Source organism: Enterobacter sp. DSM 30060, from assembly GCF_013375955.1.
In the GTDB taxonomy this organism is placed as follows: Bacteria; Pseudomonadota; Gammaproteobacteria; order Enterobacterales; family Enterobacteriaceae; genus Enterobacter; species Enterobacter intestinihominis.
The window spans coordinates 1,823,921-1,846,053 of sequence record NZ_CP056118.1 but is presented as its reverse complement, the minus strand read 5'-3'; the positions used below and the strand labels follow the sequence as shown (position 1 = coordinate 1,846,053).

27 protein-coding genes and 1 pseudogene are annotated in these 22,133 nt (G+C 45.4%); 16 read left to right on the top strand and 12 right to left on the bottom strand.

Annotation, left to right across the window (positions count from 1 at the left end; all coding sequences use genetic code 11):
- Positions 1-81: 81 nt before the first annotated feature.
- Together HWQ15_RS08790 and HWQ15_RS08785 are read right to left on the bottom strand one after the other, a co-directional pair.
- Entirely contained in the window at positions 82-1,707 is a 1,626-nt protein-coding gene (locus HWQ15_RS08790) for a UvrD-helicase domain-containing protein (protein WP_044599768.1), read from the bottom strand.
- Between the two features lies 1 nt (position 1,708).
- Positions 1,709-3,408: pseudogene (locus HWQ15_RS08785) on the bottom strand (ATP-dependent endonuclease).
- A 205-nt stretch (positions 3,409-3,613) separates the two neighbouring features.
- Here HWQ15_RS08785 and arsR point away from each other — a divergent pair.
- Genes arsR through arsC form a run of 5 tightly spaced genes read left to right on the top strand, consistent with a single transcriptional unit; the run spans position 3,614 to position 7,918 of the window.
- Complete coding sequence (gene arsR, locus HWQ15_RS08780; RefSeq protein WP_039272869.1) at positions 3,614-3,964, top strand: As(III)-sensing metalloregulatory transcriptional repressor ArsR; 351 nt, start codon at positions 3,614-3,616, stop codon at positions 3,962-3,964.
- A 47-nt stretch (positions 3,965-4,011) separates the two neighbouring features.
- The gene (gene arsD / locus HWQ15_RS08775; protein WP_044599769.1) at positions 4,012-4,374 is read left to right on the top strand and encodes an arsenite efflux transporter metallochaperone ArsD; all 363 of its coding nucleotides are present in this window, start codon (positions 4,012-4,014) and stop codon (positions 4,372-4,374) included.
- Between the two features lie 17 nt (positions 4,375-4,391).
- The gene (gene arsA, locus HWQ15_RS08770; protein WP_046377360.1) at positions 4,392-6,143 is read left to right on the top strand and encodes an arsenite efflux transporter ATPase subunit ArsA; all 1,752 of its coding nucleotides are present in this window, start codon (positions 4,392-4,394) and stop codon (positions 6,141-6,143) included.
- A 47-nt stretch (positions 6,144-6,190) separates the two neighbouring features.
- Positions 6,191-7,480, top strand: a complete 1,290-nt coding sequence (gene arsB / locus HWQ15_RS08765; protein WP_044599770.1) for an arsenite efflux transporter membrane subunit ArsB — start codon at positions 6,191-6,193, stop codon at positions 7,478-7,480.
- A gap of 12 nt (positions 7,481-7,492) precedes the next feature.
- Entirely contained in the window at positions 7,493-7,918 is a 426-nt protein-coding gene (gene arsC / locus HWQ15_RS08760; protein ID WP_044599771.1) for a glutaredoxin-dependent arsenate reductase, read from the top strand.
- 34 nt (positions 7,919-7,952) lie between these two features.
- Here the strand turns inward: arsC and HWQ15_RS08755 are convergent, their stop codons facing one another.
- From HWQ15_RS08755 to HWQ15_RS08715, 9 genes are all read right to left on the bottom strand, one after another.
- Complete coding sequence (locus HWQ15_RS08755; protein WP_044599772.1) at positions 7,953-8,489, bottom strand: GNAT family N-acetyltransferase; 537 nt, start codon at positions 8,487-8,489, stop codon at positions 7,953-7,955.
- Positions 8,490-8,613: 124 nt separating this feature from the next.
- Positions 8,614-10,371 (bottom strand): arsenical pump-driving ATPase, encoded by a 1,758-nt coding sequence (gene arsA / locus HWQ15_RS08750; RefSeq protein WP_063148974.1) that lies wholly within the window; start codon positions 10,369-10,371, stop codon positions 8,614-8,616.
- 20 nt (positions 10,372-10,391) lie between these two features.
- A complete protein-coding gene (locus HWQ15_RS08745) occupies positions 10,392-10,754 on the bottom strand; it encodes an arsenic metallochaperone ArsD family protein (RefSeq protein ID WP_044599774.1) in 363 nt (120 codons plus the stop codon).
- A 75-nt stretch (positions 10,755-10,829) separates the two neighbouring features.
- Positions 10,830-11,375, bottom strand: a complete 546-nt coding sequence (locus HWQ15_RS08740; protein ID WP_063216084.1) for a sigma-70 family RNA polymerase sigma factor — start codon at positions 11,373-11,375, stop codon at positions 10,830-10,832.
- Positions 11,376-11,383: 8 nt separating this feature from the next.
- Positions 11,384-12,097, bottom strand: a complete 714-nt coding sequence (gene arsH, locus HWQ15_RS08735) for an arsenical resistance protein ArsH (protein ID WP_023305188.1) — start codon at positions 12,095-12,097, stop codon at positions 11,384-11,386.
- A 1-nt stretch (position 12,098) separates the two neighbouring features.
- Positions 12,099-12,422, bottom strand: coding sequence for a helix-turn-helix transcriptional regulator (locus tag HWQ15_RS08730; protein ID WP_044599782.1), 324 nt, complete (start codon positions 12,420-12,422; stop codon positions 12,099-12,101).
- Between the two features lie 130 nt (positions 12,423-12,552).
- On the bottom strand, positions 12,553-12,945 hold the full coding sequence (locus HWQ15_RS23450; RefSeq protein ID WP_072053145.1) for a putative zinc ribbon protein: 393 nt from the start codon (positions 12,943-12,945) through the stop codon (positions 12,553-12,555).
- A 111-nt stretch (positions 12,946-13,056) separates the two neighbouring features.
- Positions 13,057-14,076, bottom strand: coding sequence for an inovirus-type Gp2 protein (locus HWQ15_RS08720; protein ID WP_044599776.1), 1,020 nt, complete (start codon positions 14,074-14,076; stop codon positions 13,057-13,059).
- Between the two features lie 350 nt (positions 14,077-14,426).
- Positions 14,427-14,630, bottom strand: a complete 204-nt coding sequence (locus HWQ15_RS08715; RefSeq protein ID WP_023315141.1) for an AlpA family transcriptional regulator — start codon at positions 14,628-14,630, stop codon at positions 14,427-14,429.
- Positions 14,631-14,975: 345 nt separating this feature from the next.
- Between HWQ15_RS08715 and HWQ15_RS08710 the strand changes: the two genes are divergently transcribed.
- From HWQ15_RS08710 to HWQ15_RS08665, 10 genes are all read left to right on the top strand, one after another.
- Entirely contained in the window at positions 14,976-16,139 is a 1,164-nt protein-coding gene (locus HWQ15_RS08710; RefSeq protein WP_063850204.1) for a hypothetical protein, read from the top strand.
- A gap of 352 nt (positions 16,140-16,491) precedes the next feature.
- Complete coding sequence (locus HWQ15_RS08705; RefSeq protein WP_044599777.1) at positions 16,492-16,926, top strand: hypothetical protein; 435 nt, start codon at positions 16,492-16,494, stop codon at positions 16,924-16,926.
- Positions 16,927-16,985: 59 nt separating this feature from the next.
- Entirely contained in the window at positions 16,986-17,825 is an 840-nt protein-coding gene (locus HWQ15_RS08700) for a hypothetical protein (RefSeq protein WP_052735741.1), read from the top strand.
- A 58-nt stretch (positions 17,826-17,883) separates the two neighbouring features.
- Complete coding sequence (locus HWQ15_RS08695; protein ID WP_071605959.1) at positions 17,884-18,075, top strand: hypothetical protein; 192 nt, start codon at positions 17,884-17,886, stop codon at positions 18,073-18,075.
- Positions 18,076-18,517: 442 nt separating this feature from the next.
- A complete protein-coding gene (locus HWQ15_RS08690) occupies positions 18,518-19,339 on the top strand; it encodes a DUF932 domain-containing protein (protein WP_044599778.1) in 822 nt (273 codons plus the stop codon).
- 69 nt (positions 19,340-19,408) lie between these two features.
- Complete coding sequence (gene radC / locus HWQ15_RS08685; protein ID WP_023305179.1) at positions 19,409-19,879, top strand: DNA repair protein RadC; 471 nt, start codon at positions 19,409-19,411, stop codon at positions 19,877-19,879.
- An 8-nt stretch (positions 19,880-19,887) separates the two neighbouring features.
- Positions 19,888-20,109, top strand: coding sequence for a DUF987 family protein (locus tag HWQ15_RS08680; RefSeq protein ID WP_057696015.1), 222 nt, complete (start codon positions 19,888-19,890; stop codon positions 20,107-20,109).
- A 31-nt stretch (positions 20,110-20,140) separates the two neighbouring features.
- On the top strand, positions 20,141-20,497 hold the full coding sequence (locus HWQ15_RS08675; RefSeq protein WP_044599779.1) for a type IV toxin-antitoxin system YeeU family antitoxin: 357 nt from the start codon (positions 20,141-20,143) through the stop codon (positions 20,495-20,497).
- A 41-nt stretch (positions 20,498-20,538) separates the two neighbouring features.
- Positions 20,539-20,859 (top strand): TA system toxin CbtA family protein, encoded by a 321-nt coding sequence (locus tag HWQ15_RS08670; RefSeq protein WP_071605960.1) that lies wholly within the window; start codon positions 20,539-20,541, stop codon positions 20,857-20,859.
- Positions 20,860-21,135: 276 nt separating this feature from the next.
- On the top strand, positions 21,136-21,342 hold the full coding sequence (locus HWQ15_RS08665) for a hypothetical protein (RefSeq protein ID WP_071788007.1): 207 nt from the start codon (positions 21,136-21,138) through the stop codon (positions 21,340-21,342).
- Positions 21,343-21,454: 112 nt separating this feature from the next.
- On the opposite strand, the gene HWQ15_RS08660 is transcribed toward HWQ15_RS08665, so the two are convergent.
- Entirely contained in the window at positions 21,455-21,616 is a 162-nt protein-coding gene (locus HWQ15_RS08660) for a YlcI/YnfO family protein (RefSeq protein WP_064720300.1), read from the bottom strand.
- A gap of 127 nt (positions 21,617-21,743) precedes the next feature.
- Here HWQ15_RS08660 and HWQ15_RS08655 point away from each other — a divergent pair, with 127 nt between their 5' ends.
- Positions 21,744-22,085: a SymE family type I addiction module toxin gene (locus HWQ15_RS08655; protein ID WP_063148976.1), complete on the top strand. Its 342-nt coding sequence runs from the start codon at positions 21,744-21,746 to the stop codon at positions 22,083-22,085.
- Positions 22,086-22,133 lie beyond the last annotated feature (48 nt).

Below are 22,133 nucleotides of genomic sequence, written 5' to 3'. Positions count from 1 at the left end.
TTATTAATGTATAAGCCATTGTGGGTATTTAAAGCAGATAAGAACAAATATGGTGCATATTAAAATATGCACCTGTATTTCCTAACGATAAAGACCCTCTAGTTGGGGCAATTTAAAAAAGTAAGATGCTTCAGACTTCTTAAATGCCCCAGTCGAGTTTTGGCGTAACTCTGCATTAATTAATACGCAGCATTTCTCAGCTCTTGTAATACCAACGTAATGAAGGTTTGTTTCTTGTGGAAGACTGGGATAAAGTGCTATATTTCTATCAACCTCATTTACTAATCTATATGGAAAAGACCATTCATCCATATCCAAATGTAATACTATTTTAAATTCAAGTCCTTTAGACTTGTGAAGTGTCATTACTTGAACTTCATTTTTATCTAATGGCATAAACTGCTTTAAGTACATACCATCTGATATAATTTCCAAAACTGCATTATCATTAGATTCAGTAAACTGAATGTTTAGCATTCCAGCGATTTCATGGAAGTAATTAATTAGTTCCTCATCAGTTAGATTACTCCTGAGAATTTTAATTTTTTTCCTTAATAAAAACTGATGGTTGTCATTCATGATTAAGCCATCAAATACTTTATTAATTAATTCTTGCGCAGTACCTATTGCCTTGTATCTATACGCTAGAAGATCTTTATATAAATCTGAACATTCTGTGCCCAATTTATCTAATGGCGTATCAATATAAACCCTGAAATTTGATGTCAATCCCGAGCATAGCAATAGTAATGACTGTTCTTTTCTTGCAAAAATAGCTATTTGGCTTGCTTGCTCCACGCCCCATTGACCTACATTTAACCATTTTGAAATCCATGATGATAATGTCATCGAAACATCTTTAAGATTTCCAGGCAATCTCTTCCTATAAACATTAATACTTTCACTTGGCAATAATACGAAATTTGAATCTAGTAGTCGAGATGCATAATTAATTATTGATGAATGACATCTATGATTTAAATTTATCTCAAAATGCTCAAAAATACTTTTATCTCTAACCAAGTCAAGTAACAACTCTGCATTTCCACCTCGAAACTCATAAATTGATTGCCAAACATCACCAACAGCAATAGAACATAAACCGATCTCATTTATTTTTAAAAATAATTGATGCTGTGATAAGGATGAGTCTTGATATTCATCTATAAATATATGGCTATATCTCGCTTTTATATATCGTTGTGCTGCAGGAGATTCATTGAGTATTTTTAAAGATAAGGCAGCAAATGAACTCATCCACAGCATTCCCTCATCATACAGTCTCTTATAGCCAGCGTCTTCATTGACATTAACAATTGATGGTGTTCCAAAAAAATCCTCCTTTAAGTAATATTTATAAGGAGAATCTAATTTCTTAAGTACTTTACATTCTGTTGGTTTGCCACCCCATATTTTGGGAAGAAACGGAATGATTATTTCATTTAAGCAAAAGCTATCAATCGTACCAAAAAAACTATGTTTTATATCGTGCCCATCGGCCTTACATCTACGCTCTAGTTCTGCACTTGCTTTCCTTGTAAAAGTAATAGCAATGACTCCTTTATGCTCAGGAAGACAACCGGTAATATTTCTAATTTTCTCTTTTATAACTGTAGTTTTACCGCTACCAGGGCATGCTGTTATTACCATACTTTTAGGGTAGTCAATGGCTGATGCTTGCTGAGTGGTTGGTGAAAAAACGCTCATTTCATTCACCTTTAACTATTTTTACAAGATGGTGTAACGGTTTAACCAAATCACCCATACTAAGTTTATCAAGGTCATTTTTAATTTTCTTAAGAAGTATACGCATTCTTATTGCTTTTTTCTTTTGTAAATATTCTATTGCGCTTTGGTTATTTTTTTATCTAGTGCATCTAATATTGAAGCACCTAATTCTTCTACAAGATCAGTTTCCAAATCAATTTTTGATAAATATATTCCAGATCTATTCACTTCATCAGAAACTTTTTGCCAATCACCGTTAGCAAGAGTATCTTGAGAAGATATTTTTTTGTCGCTATGCTCAAACTTTTCTATACCAGCTATATCTAAACATCGATTAATCCCTGCATAGTGCCACTTTTCTTTATCTTTTAGCTTTGATACATCGTTATCAGTGCGCATTACCCATGGAATTTCTAAAGCATCTAGAATTGCTGCGTATATTTTAAATGATATTCCATCAACTGAAATCAATGAAATATTTAAATAATCTAGGTCAATTTTCAAACTTTTAGCTAAGGAATGATAAAACAAAATTTCGGATGGCCCTTCGATTAAGAAAACGCCATTTGAAAAAAATGATTCTGCTGGTAATATACTCATCCGATAGCTCATATCCTCCCAGCCATCTGAAATACCTTTTGAGCATCCTTCACTTGCGGCTACAGTGTGTCCCCCACGGTCAAGCAATCTTATTATAGAGTCTGGCTCAAAGTTTACCGCTATTTGGGGAGAATGTGATGAAATGATCGTTTGACCTGGGAGTTCAGCTATCAAATAATCAGCCAATTTTCTTTGTTGGTGAGGGTGTAGGTGTGCTTCAGGTTCTTCGATAACATAGAAGATGACTTCGTTATCGATATCATGTTCCTTAATACTTTTCGCTTTCCATAATGCTAATAATATTTGATTGTTCCGTCCGTCTCCTCCAAGCATTACGTTAGAACCATTTGTATTAGCTCCAAGTTGTAGATTATCAATAAAATCATTTATTCCAATTGCCCCAGTATCTAGTTGCACAGAATACTCTGAATAATGATGTGCAAGTTTTTTCAACTCATCGTTGACTTCTTTTGTAGCTCTTTCTACATATACAAGCTGAGATATTTTATCATTGATCAACTGCAAATCTGTACTTATCTCTCCTAATAAATCTTCATCTTCTTTTCTTTCATCAGAGTTCAATGATTGTTGGGCAATTTTTAAGAGTTGTCTTTTTTCTTTGCGGATAAATCTTTCTAAATCTCGTTGTGACTGAATATATTTTAGATTAACGAACTTAAGATAATAACGAGAGTTAATTTCTTGTAAAGACTCTAAAGAGTCACCTATAAAAAGTTTGTAGCTGAGATCAGATTTTTGTGCAACATACTTAATAAAAGATTCACCAGAGTCACTGACATTACCTTTCAAAATTGAAAGAACCGCATCTTCATTGATATCTTTAAAATGAAGAATAATCTCAAACTCTTCACATGAATTCCCATTTTCTAAATGGAAATCAAGCTCATTTGGTTCAATTTCTGAATCTGATACACTTTTATCTAATAGCATTCTTAGCGAATGCAGCATATTACTTTTGCCAACATCATTAGCTCCGATAATCAGAGTGTTCGAATTAAAATTGATATGTGCATCTTTAAAGTTTCTAAAACCTTTAAGTTTCAGATATGATATTTCCAACTTAAAATCCCTCTTTAAAGTAAACAATCATATTTATAATGAGGTTTCACGTAAAGTATGCAACCTAATTTTGCTCATTTTTTGCAGCAGATCTATTAGTTGATTTGGTGAAACGAAGGGTCTACTATGATCATAAATATATGCTTTACCATATGCATTGATTCTGTTCTTTAAGCAACACAATTTCAAGGCCTCGTTAAATTTAATGAAAATCATAGCATTACAACTGTTCAAAAATCTCTCCGATGAAACCCGCCTGGGCATCGTGCTGCTGCTCAGGGAGATGGGAGAGCTGTGCGTGTGCGATCTTTGCACGGCGTTGGAGCAGTCGCAGCCCAAGATCTCCCGTCATCTTGCAATGCTCCGGGAAAGTGGTCTATTGCTGGACCGTAAACAGGGTAAGTGGGTTCACTACCGCTTATCCCCGCATATTCCTTCCTGGGCCGCTCAGGTGATTGAGCAGGCCTGGTTAAGCCAACAGGACGACGTACAGGCCATCGCCCGTAAGCTGGCATCGGCAAACTGCTCTGGTAGCGGTAAGGCTGTTTGCATCTAAAAAATTTGCCTGGACATATATGCTTTTACGAATGTGAGATATTTAGAATGAAGACGTTAACGGTGTTTGACCCGGCAATGTGCTGCAGTACCGGCGTATGTGGCTCAGATGTCGATCAGATTCTGGTTGATTTTTCTGCTGATGTGCAGTGGCTGAAAGGACGTGGCGTACAGGTTGAACGTTACAACCTGGCGCAGCAGCCCATGAGCTTTGTTCAGAATGAGAAAGCGAAAGCATTCCTCGAAGCATCTGGCGCAGAAGGGCTTCCGCTACTGCTGTTGGACGGTGAAACGGTGATGGCAGGGCGATACCCAAAACGTGCTGAGCTGGCTCGCTGGTTCGGTATTCCGCTGGAGAAGGTCGGGTTAACTCCCACCAGCTGCTGTGGTGGTAATACTTCCTGTTGCTGAATATGTCAGGAGGACATATGAAATTCTTACAGAATATCCCGCCTTACCTGTTTTTTACTGGCAAGGGAGGCGTAGGAAAAACTTCTATTTCCTGCGCGACGGCTATCCGCCTTGCCGAACAGGGTAAGCAGGTTTTGCTGGTCAGTACCGATCCTGCCTCGAATGTCGGCCAGGTATTCGATCAGGCTATCGGTAACACCATTCGCCCTGTGACGGCAGCTCCTGGACTTTCCGCTCTGGAGATTGACCCGCAGGAAGCCGCCCAGCAATACCGCGCCAGAATCGTTGATCCTATTAAAGGTCTGTTGCCTGATGACGTTGTTAACAGTATCAGTGAGCAGCTTTCAGGAGCCTGTACCACTGAGATTGCGGCGTTTGATGAGTTCACCGGTTTATTGACAGACGCTTCCCTGCTGACCCGTTTCGATCACATCATTTTTGATACAGCGCCGACGGGCCACACGATTCGCCTTCTTCAGCTTCCCGGAGCCTGGAGCAGTTTCATCGAAAGTAACCCGGATGGTGCTTCCTGTCTTGGTCCAATGGCTGGGCTGGAAAAGCAGCGTGAGCAGTATGCTCATGCGGTAGAGGCGTTATCCGATCCTGAACGTACCCGCCTGGTTCTGGTTGCACGACTGCAAAAATCTACGCTGCAGGAAGTCGCCCGCACCCATGAAGAACTCGCCGCAATTGGCCTGAAAAACCAGTACCTGGTTATTAATGGTGTGCTGCCTAAAGCCGAAGCTGAACATGACGCCCTGGCCGCTGCGATATGGCAACGTGAGCAGGAGGCACTGGCAAATCTTCCTGCCGGTTTATCTGAGCTACCGACAGATACCCTATTACTACAGCCAGTCAATATGGTTGGTGTTTCAGCATTGAAGGGACTGCTGGATACCCATTCTGAGGCATTACCGCTCCCGGTAACGAACATCCTGTACACGCCTGAAAACTTATCGCTCTCTGGCCTGGTCAATGATATCGCTCGCAGTGAACACGGCCTGATTATGCTGATGGGCAAAGGTGGCGTAGGGAAAACCACGATGGCTGCTGCCATCGCCGTCAGGCTGGCAGACATGGGATTTGACGTGCATCTCACGACCTCTGATCCTGCTGCACACCTGAGTACAACGCTGAACGGCAGCCTCAAAAACCTGCAGGTCAGCAGCATCAACCCTCACGATGAAACCGAACGCTATCGCCAGCATGTTCTTGAGACGAAGGGAAGAGATCTGGACGAAGCAGGGAAACGGCTACTGGAAGAGGATTTACGCTCTCCCTGTACTGAAGAAATTGCCGTGTTTCAGGCCTTTTCCAGGGTGATTCGTGAAGCGGGTAAACGGTTTGTTGTTATGGATACCGCCCCTACGGGACACACGCTATTGCTGCTGGATGCGACCGGGGCTTACCACCGAGAGATTGCCAAAAAAATGGGGAGTAAAGGTCATTTTACTACCCCAATGATGCAGCTTCAGGATCCGGATAGAACCAAAGTTCTGCTTGTTACGCTTCCTGAAACCACACCGGTGCTGGAAGCGGCAAACCTGCAGGCTGACCTTGAAAGAGCGGGGATTTATCCGTGGGGCTGGATTATCAATAACAGCCTTTCCATTGCGGATACGCGCTCTCCGTTGCTTTGCCAGCGCGCTTGTCAGGAACAGCCTCAGATTGAGGCTGTTAAGAATCAGCACTCTAACCGTATAGCGCTTGTTCCTGTGCTGGCGTCAGAGCCTGCCGGTATTGAAAAACTCAGAGAGTTGATGAGTTAATTTTTTGGCATATACAGGGCGACAAAGTCGCCCTGTCAGGAGGTTTTATGTTACTGGCAGGCGCTATTTTTGTCCTGACCATTGTTTTGGTTATCTGGCAACCAAAGGGATTAGGGATCGGCTGGAGTGCAATGCTGGGCGCGGGACTGGCTCTGATATCTGGCGTTGTGCATGTGGGCGATATTCCGGTGGTGTGGAATATCGTCTGGAATGCGACGGCGACCTTTATTGCCGTGATTATTATCAGCCTTCTGCTCGATGAATCGGGCTTTTTCGAATGGGCAGCGCTGCACGTTTCCCGCTGGGGTAACGGTCGCGGACGTTTGCTCTTTACGTATATCGTTCTGCTCGGCGCAGCGGTGGCGGCACTGTTTGCCAACGATGGTGCGGCACTTATTCTGACGCCGATAGTCATCGCCATGCTACTGGCATTAGGGTTCAGCAAAGGCACCACGCTGGCATTCGTCATGGCTGCCGGTTTTATTGCCGATACGGCCAGCCTGCCGCTTATCGTGTCGAACCTGGTGAATATAGTCTCGGCGGACTTCTTTGGACTGGGCTTCACTGAGTATGCGTCGGTAATGGTGCCGGTGGATATTGCCGCTATTATCGCCACGTTGGTGATGCTGCATCTGTTCTTCCGCAAAGATATTCCACCGACTTACGACCTGGCTCTCCTGAAAGCACCGGCAAAGGCGATTAAAGATCTGACAACCTTCAGAACCGGCTGGATAGTTTTAATTCTTCTGCTGGTTGGGTTCTTTGTCCTTGAGCCGCTGGGTATTCCCGTTAGCGTGATTGCGGCTGTTGGCGCTGTGATCCTGTTTGCAGTAGCTAAACGAGGCCATGCCATTAACACCGGTAAAGTGCTGCGCGGTGCGCCATGGCAGATCGTTATCTTCTCGCTGGGGATGTACCTGGTGGTCTACGGTCTGCGCAACGCCGGGCTAACCGAATACCTTGCAGGTGTGCTGAACGTACTGGCGGATAAAGGACTCTGGGCTGCGACGCTCGGTACTGGCTTCCTGACGGCTTTCCTGTCTTCCATCATGAACAACATGCCTACCGTGCTGGTTGGCGCTCTCTCTATTGATGGCAGCACCGCAACAGGCGTTATCAAAGAAGCGATGATTTATGCCAACGTGATTGGCTGCGATCTGGGACCTAAAATTACACCTATTGGTAGCCTGGCAACGCTGCTCTGGCTGCATGTCCTTTCACAGAAGAATATGATCATCACCTGGGGATACTATTTCCGCACCGGGATCGTCATGACTCTGCCTGTGCTGTTTGTAACGCTGGCCGCGCTGGCGCTACGTCTCTCTTTCACTTTGTAATGAGATACTGATATGAGCAACATCACCATTTATCACAACCCAGCCTGCGGCACGTCGCGAAATACGCTGGAGATGATTCGCAACAGTGGTAATGAACCGACCGTTATTCATTACCTTGAAAATCCACCGTCACGCGATGAACTGGTCAAACTTATTGCAGATATGGGGATTACAGTACGGGCGCTGCTGCGTAAAAATGTCGAGCCTTATGAAGAACTGGGGCTTGCCGAAGATAAGTTTACTGACGAGCAGTTAATCGATTTTATGCTTCAGCATCCGATCCTGATTAACCGCCCGATTGTGGTGACACCGTTGGGAACGCGCCTTTGCCGCCCTTCCGAAGTGGTACTGGATATTCTTCCGGATGCGCAAAAAGGTGCATTTGCTAAGGAAGACGGCGAGAAAGTTGTTGATGAAACAGGTAAGCGATTGAAATAAACATAAAGGGGGCAGACGCCCCCTTATTCCTGCCTCAAGGCATAAGATCTGAACCTTCTGGCAGAGTACTATTGCCTTCACCAAGTTTCATTTGCAGCAAAACCGTGTCAAGCCAGCGGCCATGTTTGAAACCAATGTCCTTTAATGTGCCTATTTCAGTAAATCCTGCGCGGATATGCAGCGCAACAGAAGCAACGTTAGCGCTGTCACCCACAACAGCAATCATCTGACGATATCCCTGAGATTCGGCCCATTTTAATGCATGATCGAGCAGTGCTTTTCCGACGCCCTGGCGCTGATAAGCCGGATCAATATATATCGAATTTTCAACCGTGAACCGATAAGCATGGCGTTCGCGGTAACGGGAAATATAACAGTAGCCAATGATCGTATCGCCCTGCAGGGCGACATACCATGGGAATCCCCGAGACTGAATGCTCCTCAGTCGGTTAAGCATTTCCTGCATATCCGGAGGTTCGGTTTCGAAGCTACCTGTACCATGCAGAACATGGTGAGCATAGATATTGCGTATCGCGGTAATGTGCTGTTCTTCAGCTTTGATAATGTGCATCGAATTGCTCCAGTAGTGGTGTTTTACAAACTACCGGAATTCGCGACAGCAGGTTAAGCACTTAAACTTATAATCTGTATAAGCAAAAGTTTGGCTACAGAAGATGGGGCCGCAGCCCCATCTATTAGCCTGCCATTTTTGCCAGCAGAGCCGCACCCACTGGTTCTTCGTTCTGCAGTGGTGTTAATGCAATACGCTTTGCAAACTGCTCTGTAACGTCATTTATCAGCGGCAGTTCGCGACTGGCTCGGGTTACCAGGAACGGTGAGGACGGTTTCGCAGCAGCCAGACTGCTATTGATTACCCATGCCCATGGTTCAATTTCAGCCCGACGCAAATCCTGCTGCAGGTTTGCTGCTTCCAGTACAGGTGTCGTTTCGGCAAGCGTCACGATAATCACCTTCGTCTTCTCCGGGTCCTGCAATTGCATCATTGGTGTCATCACATGGTCATGTGTTTGCCCCATCTGGCGCACCATTTCCCGGTGATAGGCCCCTGTTGCATCCAGTAGCAGAAGCGTATGACCCGTTGGCGCGGTGTCCATAATGACAAAATGATCGTCTGCCTCTTTGATGATCCGCGAGAATGCCTGGAAGACGGCGATCTCTTCAGTACATGGTGAGCGGAGATCTTCCTCCGACACCGCCAGCCCTTCTGCATCTAACCCTTTCCCCTGATTTTCCAGAACAAAGCGACGATAGCGTTCAGTCTCTACTTTCGGGTCAATACGGCTGACCTGAAGGTTTGGTATCGAGCCATCCAGCGTATAAGACAGATGTGCTGCCGGATCTGACGTCGTCAGATGGACTTTATGGCCGCGTTTTGCCAGAGATACCGCCACCGATGCTGCAACAGCCGTTTTGCCGACCCCGCCTTTACCCATCGTCATTACCAGACCTTTACCTGTCAGGCTGAGTTCATCCACCAGCGAGGCAAGTTTCGGTAAATCCAGAGTGTTCAGCGTGGTAGTTGGGAGAGACATCGAGGCTTCGCTCTCTGTAAATAACCCACGCAGGGCTTCGAGACCGACCAGATTAAATGGCTTCAGATACAGCTGCGAGCGGGGAAGGTTCGCCAGATTCTCTGGCATAGCAAGTAGCGCTTTTTCCTCCCGAGCTAAAATACTTTGCGCCAGCGGATCATTTTCACCCACAAATGGCGGCAACACACCATTAATGGCAAGGTGTTGATGCCGCAAACCGATAGCAGACAGCTCATCATGCGTATGGGAAACCTCTTTCAGTGTCGAAGCCTGGGCGCGGGCAACCAGAACCAGACGCGTGAGTGCAGCATCAGAGAGCGCCTTAACCGCATCTGAGTACTGGTGCTGTTGTTTCTCCAGCCCCACCAGCGGCCCGAGGTTAGCGGCGGCATCGGGGTTCGCTTCCAGATAACCGCTCCAGGCTCCCGGCAGCTCAAGCATGCGGATGGTGTGACCGGTTGGCGCGGTATCAAATACGATATGGTCATATTTTTCCCGCAGCTCATGATTGGTCAGTAGACCGGTAAACTCATCAAACGCAGCGATTTCCGTGGTGCATGAGCCAGAGAGCTGTTCTTCAATACTGCTGACCACATCGGCTGGCATCAGCCCGCGAACCGGGTCGAGTACGCGGTCACGATAAGCCTGTGCTGCAGCCATCGGATCAACTTCCATCGCGGCAAGATTTTCTACGGTGCTGATATCTGTGATTCGGTGGCCGATAGTCTGGCTAAAGACCTGGCCGACATTGGAAGCCGGATCGGTACTCACCAGAAGCGTTCTCTTACCCTGATCGGCCAGCCATACCGCAGTAGCACAGGCCAGAGATGTTTTACCCACGCCACCTTTGCCAGTGAAGAAGATGAACGGGGGAATGTCTTTTAAAAATGGAATATTCATCAGTAATAGCTCCTCTGGAATTAAGGCATACGTGGAATGCTGCAGCAGCGTGGTTGCGTGTTGTCTTCACTCCAGTCCTGAGTAAGCGGAATACCTGACCAACGGGCGATATCTTCACGCGTCGGGAGTTTGCCTGCCATCACGAGCTTCCCATCGAGCAAGGTGACGGGGAGGGACCCCATTCCTGATGTGTTCAGGAACTCTTTGATGACGGGGGTATTCAGGAACTGCTGTGGGTTCTTCGCAAGGCTGTAGCGCTGAATATCAACGCCATTCTTTTTCGCCCATTCGGCGCTGGCGTTCCATTTGACGGCATTGTCGCTGACCACAACGCTGCTGGTTGCGCAGCAGCCTGCTGCTTCAAAGATCTCAATTTTTGACATGGACTGTTTACCTCAGTGTTTAGTCATTTGGCTTTACACTGAGGTAAACGAAGTTGACGGGAAAAAGATGCGCGATTAATTCATTTTTTTGTGGCAGCAGATGGGAGTCGTGTCATCCGCCTCAATCTGACAAAGTTCTGTCATCGTTTCTTTCAGGTGCTTTCTGGCCCGAATCAAACGGGATTTAAACGCCGTAAGCGTGATTCGCAGTTCATCGGCCAGAGACTGCTGGGGACGCCGGTTAAGGTCGGACTCTTCAATCAACCATCGCTCATCTTCGGGTAAAGCCTGTAATGTTTCAGGCAGGCAAATATCCAGCGTTGAGATTGCATCAGGGGATGCGTCTGTTAATGGGGCATCTTCTTCCAGCTCAACAAACTCCCTGGTGGTGCGGTACTCATCAATCAGCAGATTCCTCGCCGCCCGATATAGCCAGGCTCGCGGATTCTCCATCTCGCAGAAACTGTCTGAATGAGCGCGGGCACGCAGGAATAGCTCTTGCAGAAGGTCTACTGCTTTTTCGCTATCACCTGTCTTCGATGTCAGGAAGCGAGAGAGTTCGGCTTCATGTTGCCGCCATAACGCGCTCATGCAGTTGTTGAATGCCGTTACATCACTCATCCTAGCCCTCAGATTTTGCTCTGATTAACCCGCCGGGAAAGTTCTTCTGCAGACTCTTTACGTTCGCTGTAGCGATCGACGAGATAAGCTGAGCTACCTCTTGTCAGCAGAGTAAATTTCACCAGTTCTTCCATCACATCCACGATGCGGTCGTAATAAGACGATGGTTTCATTCGTCCATCTTCATCAAACTCCTGCCAGGCTTTTGCCACGGAGGACTGATTCGGGATGGTGATCATCCGCATCCAGCGGCCAAGAATGCGCATCTGATTTACGGCATTGAAAGACTGGGAGCCACCGCAGACCTGCATAACGGCCAGCGTCTTACCCTGAGAAGGGCGAACAGCGCCTTCCGAAAGTGGTATCCAGTCAATCTGGGCCTTCATGATGCCGGTCATCGCACCATGGCGTTCAGGTGAGCACCACACCATGCCTTCGGACCAACGAACCAGCTCACGCAGCTCCATGACTTTAGGATGCGAATCAGGCGCATCATCAGGAAGAGGCAAGCCAGAAGGATTGAAGATCCGCACCTCTGCGCCCATGGCAGTCAGCAGCCTTGCAGCTTCCTCAGTTGCCAGTCGGCTGTAGGAACGTTCGCGTACAGAGCCGTACAACATGAGGATACGTGGAGGATGGGGCACGGCAGGAACGCCGAATCTTGCCTCTGTGATTGAGGTGTCGAACAAACCCGAATCAACATTCTTAAGATCACCTGTCATTTTACTTCTCCGTCTTCTGGGGCATGGTGAGGCAGTCGTCAGCTCCTGAGCAGCATTCTTCTGTCAGGAAGGCAATCAGAGCCTCAAGATTTTCATATCGAGCATGGCAAAAGAGCGTTCTGCCCTGACGTTCCTGGCGTACCAGAGAAACTGATATCAGCGATGAGAGATGATGGCTCAGCGTAGAGGCAGGGATGTCGAGCCGCTTCTGCAGTTCGCCAACCGGTAAACCTTCATGTCCGGCTTTAACCAGCTCTCTGTACACGCTCAGTCGCGTAGGATGTCCCAGCTCTTTCAGAGTGTCTGCTGCTTTTGAAAGCTCCATTTGCATCTCATTTCTATATTTCCGGAATTGTAGAAATATACCTAATTTCCTTTCCTGGTAAAAGAGAGGCAATGGTAGATGTCGGCACGCTCAGATTTAACCTACGAACTCTAACGACCGAAACTGTCTCTTAAACTTCTAACACATAAATCAAGTCGCGACAGTTCGGACAAACCTTGTCCCCATGCCAGTGAGTATCGCACCAGCAGCATCGCCATTGCCGTATCGTCGTGTTAGTAGGTCGAAGGCGCATTTCTGGAGGCGGGATAGTTTTTGGCGAGGTTTGTTCTGGTACTGTTTGGAACTTGTTAAATCGACATGTTTTAAGCCGAGCAACATTGTTGATATGCCTCGGTATGTGCACAAACGTTTTTGTAGATGTCAGAGGATTAAACTGAACACCGATCTGCAGTTTGCAGTAAATACAAAGCAATGAATCAAAATCAACCTGTTGAACAGATTCTGGTGTAACCCATTCACCATCTACGGTGACGGCGTGAGTGGCTAAGACGAAGTAATTCATCATGAACTCCGTAACAAATGAAAAAAGCCAGCATGGTTAGCTGGCTTTGTAGATAGAAGGGGGGAAGGAAGCATTACCGACTGTTACAACAGGTTAGGTTTACCGGCATATTTATGCTCTCTTCCTTTTTTTCAATGAACGTACTTCTCCGCGACCAAAGGTTCTGGCATTACCCGGAAGAACCAGACGTGCACAGGCATCGATTTTGGTGATGTAACTTAGCGCCTTAAGTAACCCCTTGTCCTTACTACTGTCACCGCGTTTCAGTTTGCCGAGGCAGCAGTCCTCATAACGCTCTTTGTAAGCGTTGCAGTTGTAGAACATGCCTTTACCTTTAGTAATAGTTTCATTCCAGTATCTCCCGAAAGCATGAGCAATCACGCCATCCTGTTGTGCCTTATTACCATTTAAGATAAATAGCATGTGGTAATGAAATTTACGTTGTGGGCCATATTCCAGTTTCCATACCGTCCCGAGGACATGGCGAAACATTGGATTCTTTTGCATATTGCGAAACAGCTGCTGACGATGCTTACGGGCATCATCAGCAGTGATGTCAGCTTTATGCTCATTTGCCCATGATAAATCAACCCGCAAGACCAGCAGCCGGGAATGACGCTCCTGTAGATGCCTGATGTAATTTATCACTCCCTTCAGATTTTTAACCGAAGTCCGCTGGTACTTTCTGCATGCTTGTTTAAATCCTGCCTGACTCACAGTAAATCGGTAATCCTGCATCAGCTTATTCAGCATTTCTGCTGTGGTAACGGTATCTGCCCCTACTATTTTCCCGTTATGGACACGCGAATATAAATCGGCGCTATTAAATAAACGCTGAAATGTAGCTATACGTGGATTAGCTATTCGTACTTTCATCGCATCTTGCGGCAACATATTGAGATGACGGATGGCATCAAGAATGATGGCTGACTCTGCACTCTCTTTGTATCCTGAACGGTTATACAAAATAGTGAAAGGTAACTTACGCCCTCTGCTGATAGTTTTAAGGCAATTATCCAGCTGTTCTAATTTGCATCTGAACTCATTGTCATCGGATATGATGATGTGGGGAGTATTATTCTCAATATGATATTCAGCATGAGATAACAGGAATGATTCTGGTAAGTCCATAATGTATTTCCCTGAAGCCAGTCAGTAATGACTGGCTGGCAATGTATAAAGGAGGTTATTGGACGAGGGGCTTCATCTGATATGAAGCATGAATAGTAATATCAGAAATAGTGTCTGTGTGATAACAAAGTCTAAGTGTATGACGCCATTAATGAGTGTGATATAGCGTGTTTATATGAAGTGATATTGATTGGTGATTGAATGTGTTAATTAATGATTGGTAATACATTAAATACAATAATAAATAAACCGACTTTGCAAATCACATTAAGGCCATGTGCCATAAGGCACGAGAGCATAAAATCATGGTGTGAAGTTAGTGACCTTCTCATCCCTATCTTTGGAGTCTTTTATGCTCTTGACTCATTAACACGGGCTTCTAACCATTCTTTTATCTCACGTTCAATCCAGCGGGAACTGCGGCCAAATTTCACCGGTTTTGGGAACTTACCGTCCTGCGCCATTTTATAAAACCACTTATCGGACAAACCGGTTAGTTCAGTAATAAACTGCATGCTGACAAATTTATCCTCGTGAATATTAATCGTGCTCATGACATGTCTCCAAAAATGTATCAGGAGGACACCGGATGGCATCCTTTCATGTCATAGGCCTCATATGTACAGATTTACTTTTCCCTGACGCTATTTCATAAGAAAAGGATTGCCGGTCGAGACGGGGATAACTATCAACCACACATCAAAAATCTGGCGCAGCTACACTTTCACACAGCCATTTCATGGTGTTCTCATAGACAGTTTTTCACTAAAAAAGTGCCTAATTACAGGGGTTGCATTAGACTTTTACCCTACGATTTACACTATGATTATTGCTATGAATTACCCTATGAACTACTATACGTGAATTGCAGTTCACATAATAAAAAGAGGTAATTCCTTGTGAGTGATGAGTTATGGATCGACATTAAAAGCTCGCGTGATATCAGGTTATTTCTGTGGCTAAACGGGGATGATGTCGCTATTTACAATTATCGTTTGAAAGATAGCAGCAAGAAATACAGCGCAGATCTAATTTATGGAGAAGATTATAGATTAGCAGCAGAGGCAATAAATGACGCGTTTCGTCTGTTTTATAAAGACCCAGATATACTTCGTGCATATGCATCTAATTTTAAAAAAGCCAAAGATGCAATGTTGCCATTAAAAGAATTCAACTGGTTTAAACGCTGCAATGATGCCTGTTACTTTACCTGGGTGTATATAAGGGTTCTCAGTAATAAAAATAAAGCACTTGGTAGTTTTAATATAAATGAACCGTGCACTGTTTATACCCGGACGTATTATCACCGGCTGATTAAAATTCAGTATCCTGTAAGCCATAGTGAACGCCTTGAGTGCATAAAAGATTTTTTTGACAGGTCATCGATGGATCTTTCAACAAAACTATTGATAATGTCGAAGATAAGATACGAGTGGGACAGACACTCTCCTTTAGTAAATAACCTCCCCCTAAAGAAATCTGAGAAAGTAAAAATACAATGGGCGTGGGACTATATTTCTAAGGACAAGGTTAACGTTATCATTGGTTCAATAAAGAGAGCGCAAGCTAAGATAGCAAAAGGAACTCAACCCCATCAGGACAATATACCTTCTGAGCATATTTTTAATGAGGCGTACAAAGCAGCTTTACAGGGATACGTCCACAACCCTCATTTCGTTAGCCTTTTCAGGCCATCAACGACAACTGAGAAGTATCTTGCACTACGTTGTATTTATATTTGCATGTATTGTTACGACAATAAATTTTTATCCAGATTTAAGAAATCGTGGGAATCATCGGTTTACAGGAAGACAAAGAAGAAAGTCACGGTTCGCGAAAAATCAACGTCAGAACCAGTAGGGCGGGAATTCAGTAATGTAACTGATGCAGAGAAAATCATCGCAAAAATACCTTCAGAAGCTGAAAAGCTTCATGATAAATTACTCTTACAAACATCCAATGAAAAGCTAAATGAAATTACACCTACTCCTGAAATTGATGCCGCAGAAAACAAAGAAGTCAAAGATGACTCAGTAAATAACTGGTATGGCATTCCTTTTTAGAGTTTTCTATTTATAAATAACAAAGGCCACGATGAAAGTGGCCCATAATTGTCAACATCACTCACTCCAGATTATTTCAAACCTATATCACCCTACTGAGAACACCGGCATATCTTTGTCTGGACGAATATCTCATTGATCATCAATACCGATCGATACTCAATCAAAAGATAGCATTCACCTATCAATAGGTGGTCAATTGATCGTTTTTATTATAGATAATAACGATCAATTTATTGAAACTGATCTGTATTAACTATTATCCCATTCCCTCTCAAATGCATACGATCAGGTGGCCTTTTGTTCAGCAAAGGGCCATTTTTCGTTTGCAAAACAACAGCAAGGATTCTCTATGTTGAAGATAAGTTCCGCATTCTTTTTCAGTACGGCACTGTTCAGCGCGGCGGTACACGCCATGGGCCAGGAGCAACAATGGGGCAACTGGTTTGGCACTGTTAATGCGATGGAGTTTGAACTGAATACCGACAATAGCGCCGGAGAACGCATGACGCTCACCTGCCGGGACAATCATCTGATGTTGAACTACAGCGGGTCTGATAAGAAACCCCTGGGTGTACCAGATGAAGGTCAGGAAGCCATGGGGATTAATATCAACGCAGTACATTACCTGCCAGGCAAGGCGGCTTTCATCGCACTCAAAAACACAGACAGCCATGGGAAAATTGAAATCACCAGGATGAATAAATCCGTATCTCACCCGTTCAATACCGCAGGGCTCAGGGACGCACTGGAGAACCTCAACTGGGAAGACTGCATCAGCCATTAACCACCCCATCGGGTAGCCCATGCTCCCACATTGTTAATCATTAGTGAGGATATCTTTATATGGCGACATTCATTTCACGCCTGATTTTACTCTGTACCCTTTCAATCCCGGCCTTCAGTTTTGCCATCACAATTCCCGGTAATATTCACCCAGAGCGATACACGTTCTTTCTAACAGATAGAGGCGGTGAAATGCTTCGCGAAATGAACGATGCGGCAGTCAGCGTAAAACTCAACAACAAAGTTGGTTTTAGCGCTGAGGCACAGAGCAAGGCTGCTGCTGCGAACATATCTCCTTTGCTGTACGCAGCATCACCCCTTGAACAGAACTTTATCCGCTACGACAGTAAACCGGTTAAGGCTCTGACTTGTCTCGTAACGACCCGCACTATGCCGGGTCAGAATAAAAATGACACATGGGAGGAAACCTACTGCCTTGATGAAACCGGTGCTGCTTACATCGGCACAAAAGGCTGGCCGTCACGTGCTATCGTCGAAAAGAGTTGCGAGGTGGGTGTCCCCAGTTGTCCTGTATATCTTGGTCTGAACAATGATCCACCGACCATGCGGAATGATGCTGCGCAATATATTCCTTACAACAGCAAACGCGTAAGTAGGAATAAAGAAAGTAACTCTCAGCCAAAACCAGCAGCTGGAGAAACGGTCGCAGAGCAGGACGGTTATGTGGTGAATTATGTAAAAGGTAGCAGTTGTGCTGACAACAAACTGGTTGTTAAAAACACAAGCTCCGGGAAAACCGCCGAAATTGCAGGATTAAATGGTTGCTCTTTTGACCCGAAGAAAAATGCAGTAATTATCTTCCCTCAAAATGAATACGTCGGCATTTACAGTGGCCCCACAAACGCTTCTGAGGAAATAGCCTCAATCGATCTCCCCTAATTACTCTTCTAGTCCGGTATAAGCTTCCTGCGATACCGGACGCCTTTTGGATCAACCTATGAAAACTAAAAAATCCCCGGACGATACAACGCCAGATGCAGAATCATTTGGGTTGACCTGGCCCGTTGTTTTCAGCGTCGCAGGCCTCACTCTGCTGAGAAGTAAGTCGGTCGTATGCCAGACAATGGGAGCCAGCCTGATGACCTATAGCCTGATAAGGCTCATAAAAAAACTCGCCACGCTTGCCTGAAAAGTCCCAATCAGGCAACACGGTTTGTGTTCTAACACCTGTACCAGACGTACTATCACCTTCCGAAGCTCGCCAGGAAGCTAACTCTCGACAAAAGCTGAAGCATTCCTTTATCAAAGGGCTGGCTGCAATAGCAGAGGACAGAATCAATGATGATGCCTTTGTTTTATCGGTGTGCAGCAAAGCGTATGAACGCTTACCTCTGAACATAAGGCGAGTCGTTAAATACGAGTGGTGTCTTCGATACTTCCAGTACAGTAAACCCTTTATTCTGCAGAGATTACAACATCACCAGGCCGAAAAGCTAATACCACCGGCATTACCTGACAGAGAACTCTCGCCACAGCAGAGCCAGCCACCAGCCTCTCCCTGAACATTTTATCTTCCATCCAATGCCACTCTACTGGAGTGGCTTTTATGCCCGTTTTAAAAGGAATCAACTATGACCCGTTTAGCCAGCCGCTTTGGTGCAGTCAACCTTGTTCGTCGTGACCGCCCGTTAACTCGCGACGAACTGGCCCATTATGTGCCCAGTGTCTTCAGCGAAGAAAAGCATGAATCCCGTAGTGATCGCTATACCTACATCCCGACAATTACCCTTCTCGATAACTTGCAACGCGAAGGCTTCCAGCCATTCTTCGCGTGTCAAACCAGAGTCCGCGACCAGAGCAAACGAGAGCATACGAAGCACATGCTGCGCCTGCGTCGTGAAGGCCAGATTACTGGCAAACAAGTTCCCGAAATTATTCTGCTGAACAGCCACGACGGCTCCAGCTCATATCAGATGCTACCGGGGTTATTCAGAGCAGTTTGCCAAAATGGGCTGATTTGCGGTGAGAGTTTTGGCGAAGTACGCGTGCCGCATAAAGGCAACGTAGTAGAGAAAGTCATCGAAGGGGCCTACGAAGTACTGGGAATATTTGACCGCGTAGAAGAGAAACGCGATTCCATGCAGTCGCTTTTGTTGCCGCCGCCCGCTCAGCAGGCTATGGCGAAAGCGGCGCTGACATATCGCTTCGGTGAGGAGCACCAACCGGTGACAGAGACGCAGATACTTTCCCCACGCCGCTGGCAAGATGAGAGTAACGACCTGTGGACCACTTATCAGCGCATTCAGGAAAACCTGATTAAAGGCGGGCTATCGGGGAGAACAACCAAAGGAAAGCGCGCCCATACCCGAGCAGTGAAAGGTATTGACGGTGATGTGAAGCTCAACCGGGCCCTCTGGGTGATGGCTGAGAATATGCTGCAGCTTGCTTCATGATCTCTTCCACTATTTTCCCTTAACGCCTTTCCGAAGATTCGGAAGGGCTTTTCTTTCTAAGGAGCAACCATGTCTACGATCAATTTATCCCCGGTATTTCCTGCAAACGAGCAGCGAGTCATCCAGCGAGCATTACGTCTGCTGGAGAAATACCAGCGTCAACCGAGTGAGTCATTTACCTCTGCCAGCCTTACAAAAACCTGGCTGCAACTGCAGATGGCTCACCTGGAGCGGGAAGTCTTCATTGTAATGTATCTCGACAATCAGCATTGCCTGCTAGAGCGGGAAACACTGTTTACCGGCACGCTCAGCCATACCGAAGTGCATCCCCGCGAAGTGGTTAAATCAGCCCTGAAACATAACGCTGCTGCGGTCATTTTGGCGCATAACCACCCGTCCGGCACGACAGAAATTAGCCAGCAGGATAAACATGTCACTCAGCGAATTGCTAAAGCCTTGGCTCTGGTGGAAGTGCGTGTGCTGGATCATCTTGTGGTCGGGAACGAAGTGGTGTCTTTTGCTGAATGTGGCTTGTTATGAGGTGCAGAATGAAAATCATCAGTAAGCGCCAGGCGATGCATATTTATCGTCAGCATCCCGAATCCAGGCTATCTGCCTTCTGTACAGGCCACTACCAGTGGCATGGCAGTGTATGCCATTACTATGGATATGAAGTTCAGCATATCAGCGGCGTACTCGCTGTTTTTGTTGAACGTCGTCAGGACCGGGCAGGTCCGTACGCTATTCTTCGCTGCGTGACGGTGAACTAATCATCCCACTCAATCATTAAGGAGTATATTAATGCAGTCGACCACCATATCCGGCACATCGGCGAAGAACACATCCTGCCTTCAGTGGGGATTAAAACGTAATATCACGCCGTGCTTCGGCGCTCGTCTGGTACAGAAAGGCAAGCGCCTATACTTTTTGGCTGACCGGGCAGGATTTAATGGCTCATTCAGTGACGCAGAAGCATTGAGTCTGGACCAAGCGTTTCCACTAATGGTGAAACAGCTTGAGCGGATGCTGACAACTGGCGAGCTTGATCCTCACAACCAGCACTGCGTCACACTGCATCACAATGGACTTACTTGTGAAGCTGACACTCTCGGCTCTTATGGCTACGTTTATATCGCCATTTATCCCCATCAGCTATAACCAGTTAACACCTTCCTCTACTTTTATCAGGGAATCAACTCATGCATATTTCGACTGTACCGAAAACAGTGACGGTTTCGTCACGCCTGTCTCCTGTCCAAGTTTGGCAAAAACTATTAACGTATATTTTAGAGCATCATTACGGCCTCACGATCAACGACACACCGTTCAGTAACGATACGACGATTCAGGAACATATAGAGGCGGGAGTGAATCTTACTGATGCTGTTAATTTCCTTGTGGAACGATTCGAGCTTGTGCGCATTGACCAGAAGAGTTTCTCCTGGCAGGATCAAGAACCCTGGATAACATCTTTGGATGTTCATCGGGCACAGTCCAACCTTGGCTTGAAACGCCCATAAATCAGCCAACTGATCCTTAAGGAAAAACATGTGGGGGCATAATCGGGGGCATATCAGTAAAACGCATAGTAAAATAATCAATAAATTCAACATGATTAACCACCAAATGCGACTCCTGTGATCTCCGCCAAAAATGTCCACTCTTTTAATAAAAACACGTCCAACATTAAATCGTCCCACCTTGCAGTTCCCTTATGTGAACATGATCACTTATTGATTTTAGTATTGAGTGTTATCCTTTCCTTTATTTTGAAATAATATTCTAGGGAAGCTGTTATGGAATGGATTGTAGGTGCTGTAATTTTAATAGCAATACTTGTTGCCATATTAAAACCAAGACAATGTGATATCTGCCATACTTATTTCAAGAGAAAATACTACACATGGAAAATAGATGGAGAGAAACAACATTTGTGTCCTAATTGCAATGGTAAAATGCAACGAAAAGTTAGTTCGCAAAAATTTAAAAGCAGATTCGGTTAAAAATAAATTAATAAAGTTTTATTTCATAATGTTTACAAATGATAAGTTCGGACTATGCATTTCAAACTTATCATTTAATTATTCCTTACCGCTATCAAAAAAGTTTTGATTGCTACTTACTCAAAAGCCTAAGCCTACAAGCCTCTTTGACCCACTTACTAAAGTTCCCTTTCCCCGCAGCCTTCTCAATCTGCTCCAAAAGCTCATCCTCGAACCGAATATTCTTCATCGTGCTCTTAGTGCGGTCAAAATTTGGTTTCTTTTTCTCTTGCATGGTAGGTACCACTTCGGTTAATTTATCTGCATGTGGTACCTACCACATGGATTCGGAATTCTGCAACGCCCAGCAGTGTTGGAGCACTAAAGGGCGTCTAACCTCATCAACTATCAAGGAGTTGATTATGGCTGATTCGCATTCTACCTCAGACACCGACCAATCCGGAACCGAGCGTTCGGTAATTGTGGGATACCGCCCGAATGTTTACGACAAATCTACGCCGAGAATAATCCTTTCCGGAAAGTGGCTGCGCGCGGCGGGTTTTGATACCGGACAGCAGGTCACAGTAAAGGTCATGAAAGGATGCATCGTTCTGGTGGCGTATAACGAGCAGGAGCAGAGGTTGCAGGACGACTATAAAAGGACGAAGGCAAAGCTCACCGAGATAGAAGACGCGCTTGCAGCGATTCAAACACAGCTTCCTGGAAAGCACCTCGCAAAATCAAATACAAACCACCTGGCTTAGCGGCTGTTTCTGGCATACTACGAGCTTACAGACATTATCTTTATGAAG

Excerpts from the sequence above, each read along its gene's own strand:
- HWQ15_RS08720 (WP_044599776.1), bottom strand. The coding sequence starts at position 14,076 with ATGGACTTACCAGAATCATTCCTGTTATCTCATGCTGAATATCATATT.
- HWQ15_RS08745 (WP_044599774.1), bottom strand. The coding sequence starts at position 10,754 with ATGTCAAAAATTGAGATCTTTGAAGCAGCAGGCTGCTGCGCAACCAGC.
- HWQ15_RS08670 (WP_071605960.1), top strand. The coding sequence starts at position 20,539 with ATGCATATTTCGACTGTACCGAAAACAGTGACGGTTTCGTCACGCCTG.
- HWQ15_RS08680 (WP_057696015.1), top strand. The coding sequence starts at position 19,888 with ATGAAAATCATCAGTAAGCGCCAGGCGATGCATATTTATCGTCAGCAT.
- HWQ15_RS08790 (WP_044599768.1), bottom strand. The coding sequence starts at position 1,707 with ATGAGCGTTTTTTCACCAACCACTCAGCAAGCATCAGCCATTGACTAC.
- radC (WP_023305179.1), top strand. The coding sequence starts at position 19,409 with ATGTCTACGATCAATTTATCCCCGGTATTTCCTGCAAACGAGCAGCGA.
- HWQ15_RS08695 (WP_071605959.1), top strand. The coding sequence starts at position 17,884 with ATGAAAACTAAAAAATCCCCGGACGATACAACGCCAGATGCAGAATCA.
- arsH (WP_023305188.1), bottom strand. The coding sequence starts at position 12,097 with ATGACAGGTGATCTTAAGAATGTTGATTCGGGTTTGTTCGACACCTCA.
- HWQ15_RS08665 (WP_071788007.1), top strand. The coding sequence starts at position 21,136 with ATGGAATGGATTGTAGGTGCTGTAATTTTAATAGCAATACTTGTTGCC.
- HWQ15_RS08690 (WP_044599778.1), top strand. The coding sequence starts at position 18,518 with ATGACCCGTTTAGCCAGCCGCTTTGGTGCAGTCAACCTTGTTCGTCGT.
- HWQ15_RS08730 (WP_044599782.1), bottom strand. The coding sequence starts at position 12,422 with ATGGAGCTTTCAAAAGCAGCAGACACTCTGAAAGAGCTGGGACATCCT.
- HWQ15_RS08715 (WP_023315141.1), bottom strand. The coding sequence starts at position 14,630 with ATGAGCACGATTAATATTCACGAGGATAAATTTGTCAGCATGCAGTTT.
- HWQ15_RS08755 (WP_044599772.1), bottom strand. The coding sequence starts at position 8,489 with ATGCACATTATCAAAGCTGAAGAACAGCACATTACCGCGATACGCAAT.
- arsA (WP_046377360.1), top strand. The coding sequence starts at position 4,392 with ATGAAATTCTTACAGAATATCCCGCCTTACCTGTTTTTTACTGGCAAG.
- HWQ15_RS08675 (WP_044599779.1), top strand. The coding sequence starts at position 20,141 with ATGCAGTCGACCACCATATCCGGCACATCGGCGAAGAACACATCCTGC.
- arsB (WP_044599770.1), top strand. The coding sequence starts at position 6,191 with ATGTTACTGGCAGGCGCTATTTTTGTCCTGACCATTGTTTTGGTTATC.
- arsD (WP_044599769.1), top strand. The coding sequence starts at position 4,012 with ATGAAGACGTTAACGGTGTTTGACCCGGCAATGTGCTGCAGTACCGGC.
- HWQ15_RS08660 (WP_064720300.1), bottom strand. The coding sequence starts at position 21,616 with ATGCAAGAGAAAAAGAAACCAAATTTTGACCGCACTAAGAGCACGATG.
- arsC (WP_044599771.1), top strand. The coding sequence starts at position 7,493 with ATGAGCAACATCACCATTTATCACAACCCAGCCTGCGGCACGTCGCGA.
- arsR (WP_039272869.1), top strand. The coding sequence starts at position 3,614 with ATGAAAATCATAGCATTACAACTGTTCAAAAATCTCTCCGATGAAACC.
- HWQ15_RS08700 (WP_052735741.1), top strand. The coding sequence starts at position 16,986 with ATGGCGACATTCATTTCACGCCTGATTTTACTCTGTACCCTTTCAATC.
- HWQ15_RS23450 (WP_072053145.1), bottom strand. The coding sequence starts at position 12,945 with ATGAATTACTTCGTCTTAGCCACTCACGCCGTCACCGTAGATGGTGAA.
- HWQ15_RS08655 (WP_063148976.1), top strand. The coding sequence starts at position 21,744 with ATGGCTGATTCGCATTCTACCTCAGACACCGACCAATCCGGAACCGAG.
- HWQ15_RS08705 (WP_044599777.1), top strand. The coding sequence starts at position 16,492 with ATGTTGAAGATAAGTTCCGCATTCTTTTTCAGTACGGCACTGTTCAGC.
- HWQ15_RS08740 (WP_063216084.1), bottom strand. The coding sequence starts at position 11,375 with ATGAGTGATGTAACGGCATTCAACAACTGCATGAGCGCGTTATGGCGG.
- arsA (WP_063148974.1), bottom strand. The coding sequence starts at position 10,371 with ATGAATATTCCATTTTTAAAAGACATTCCCCCGTTCATCTTCTTCACT.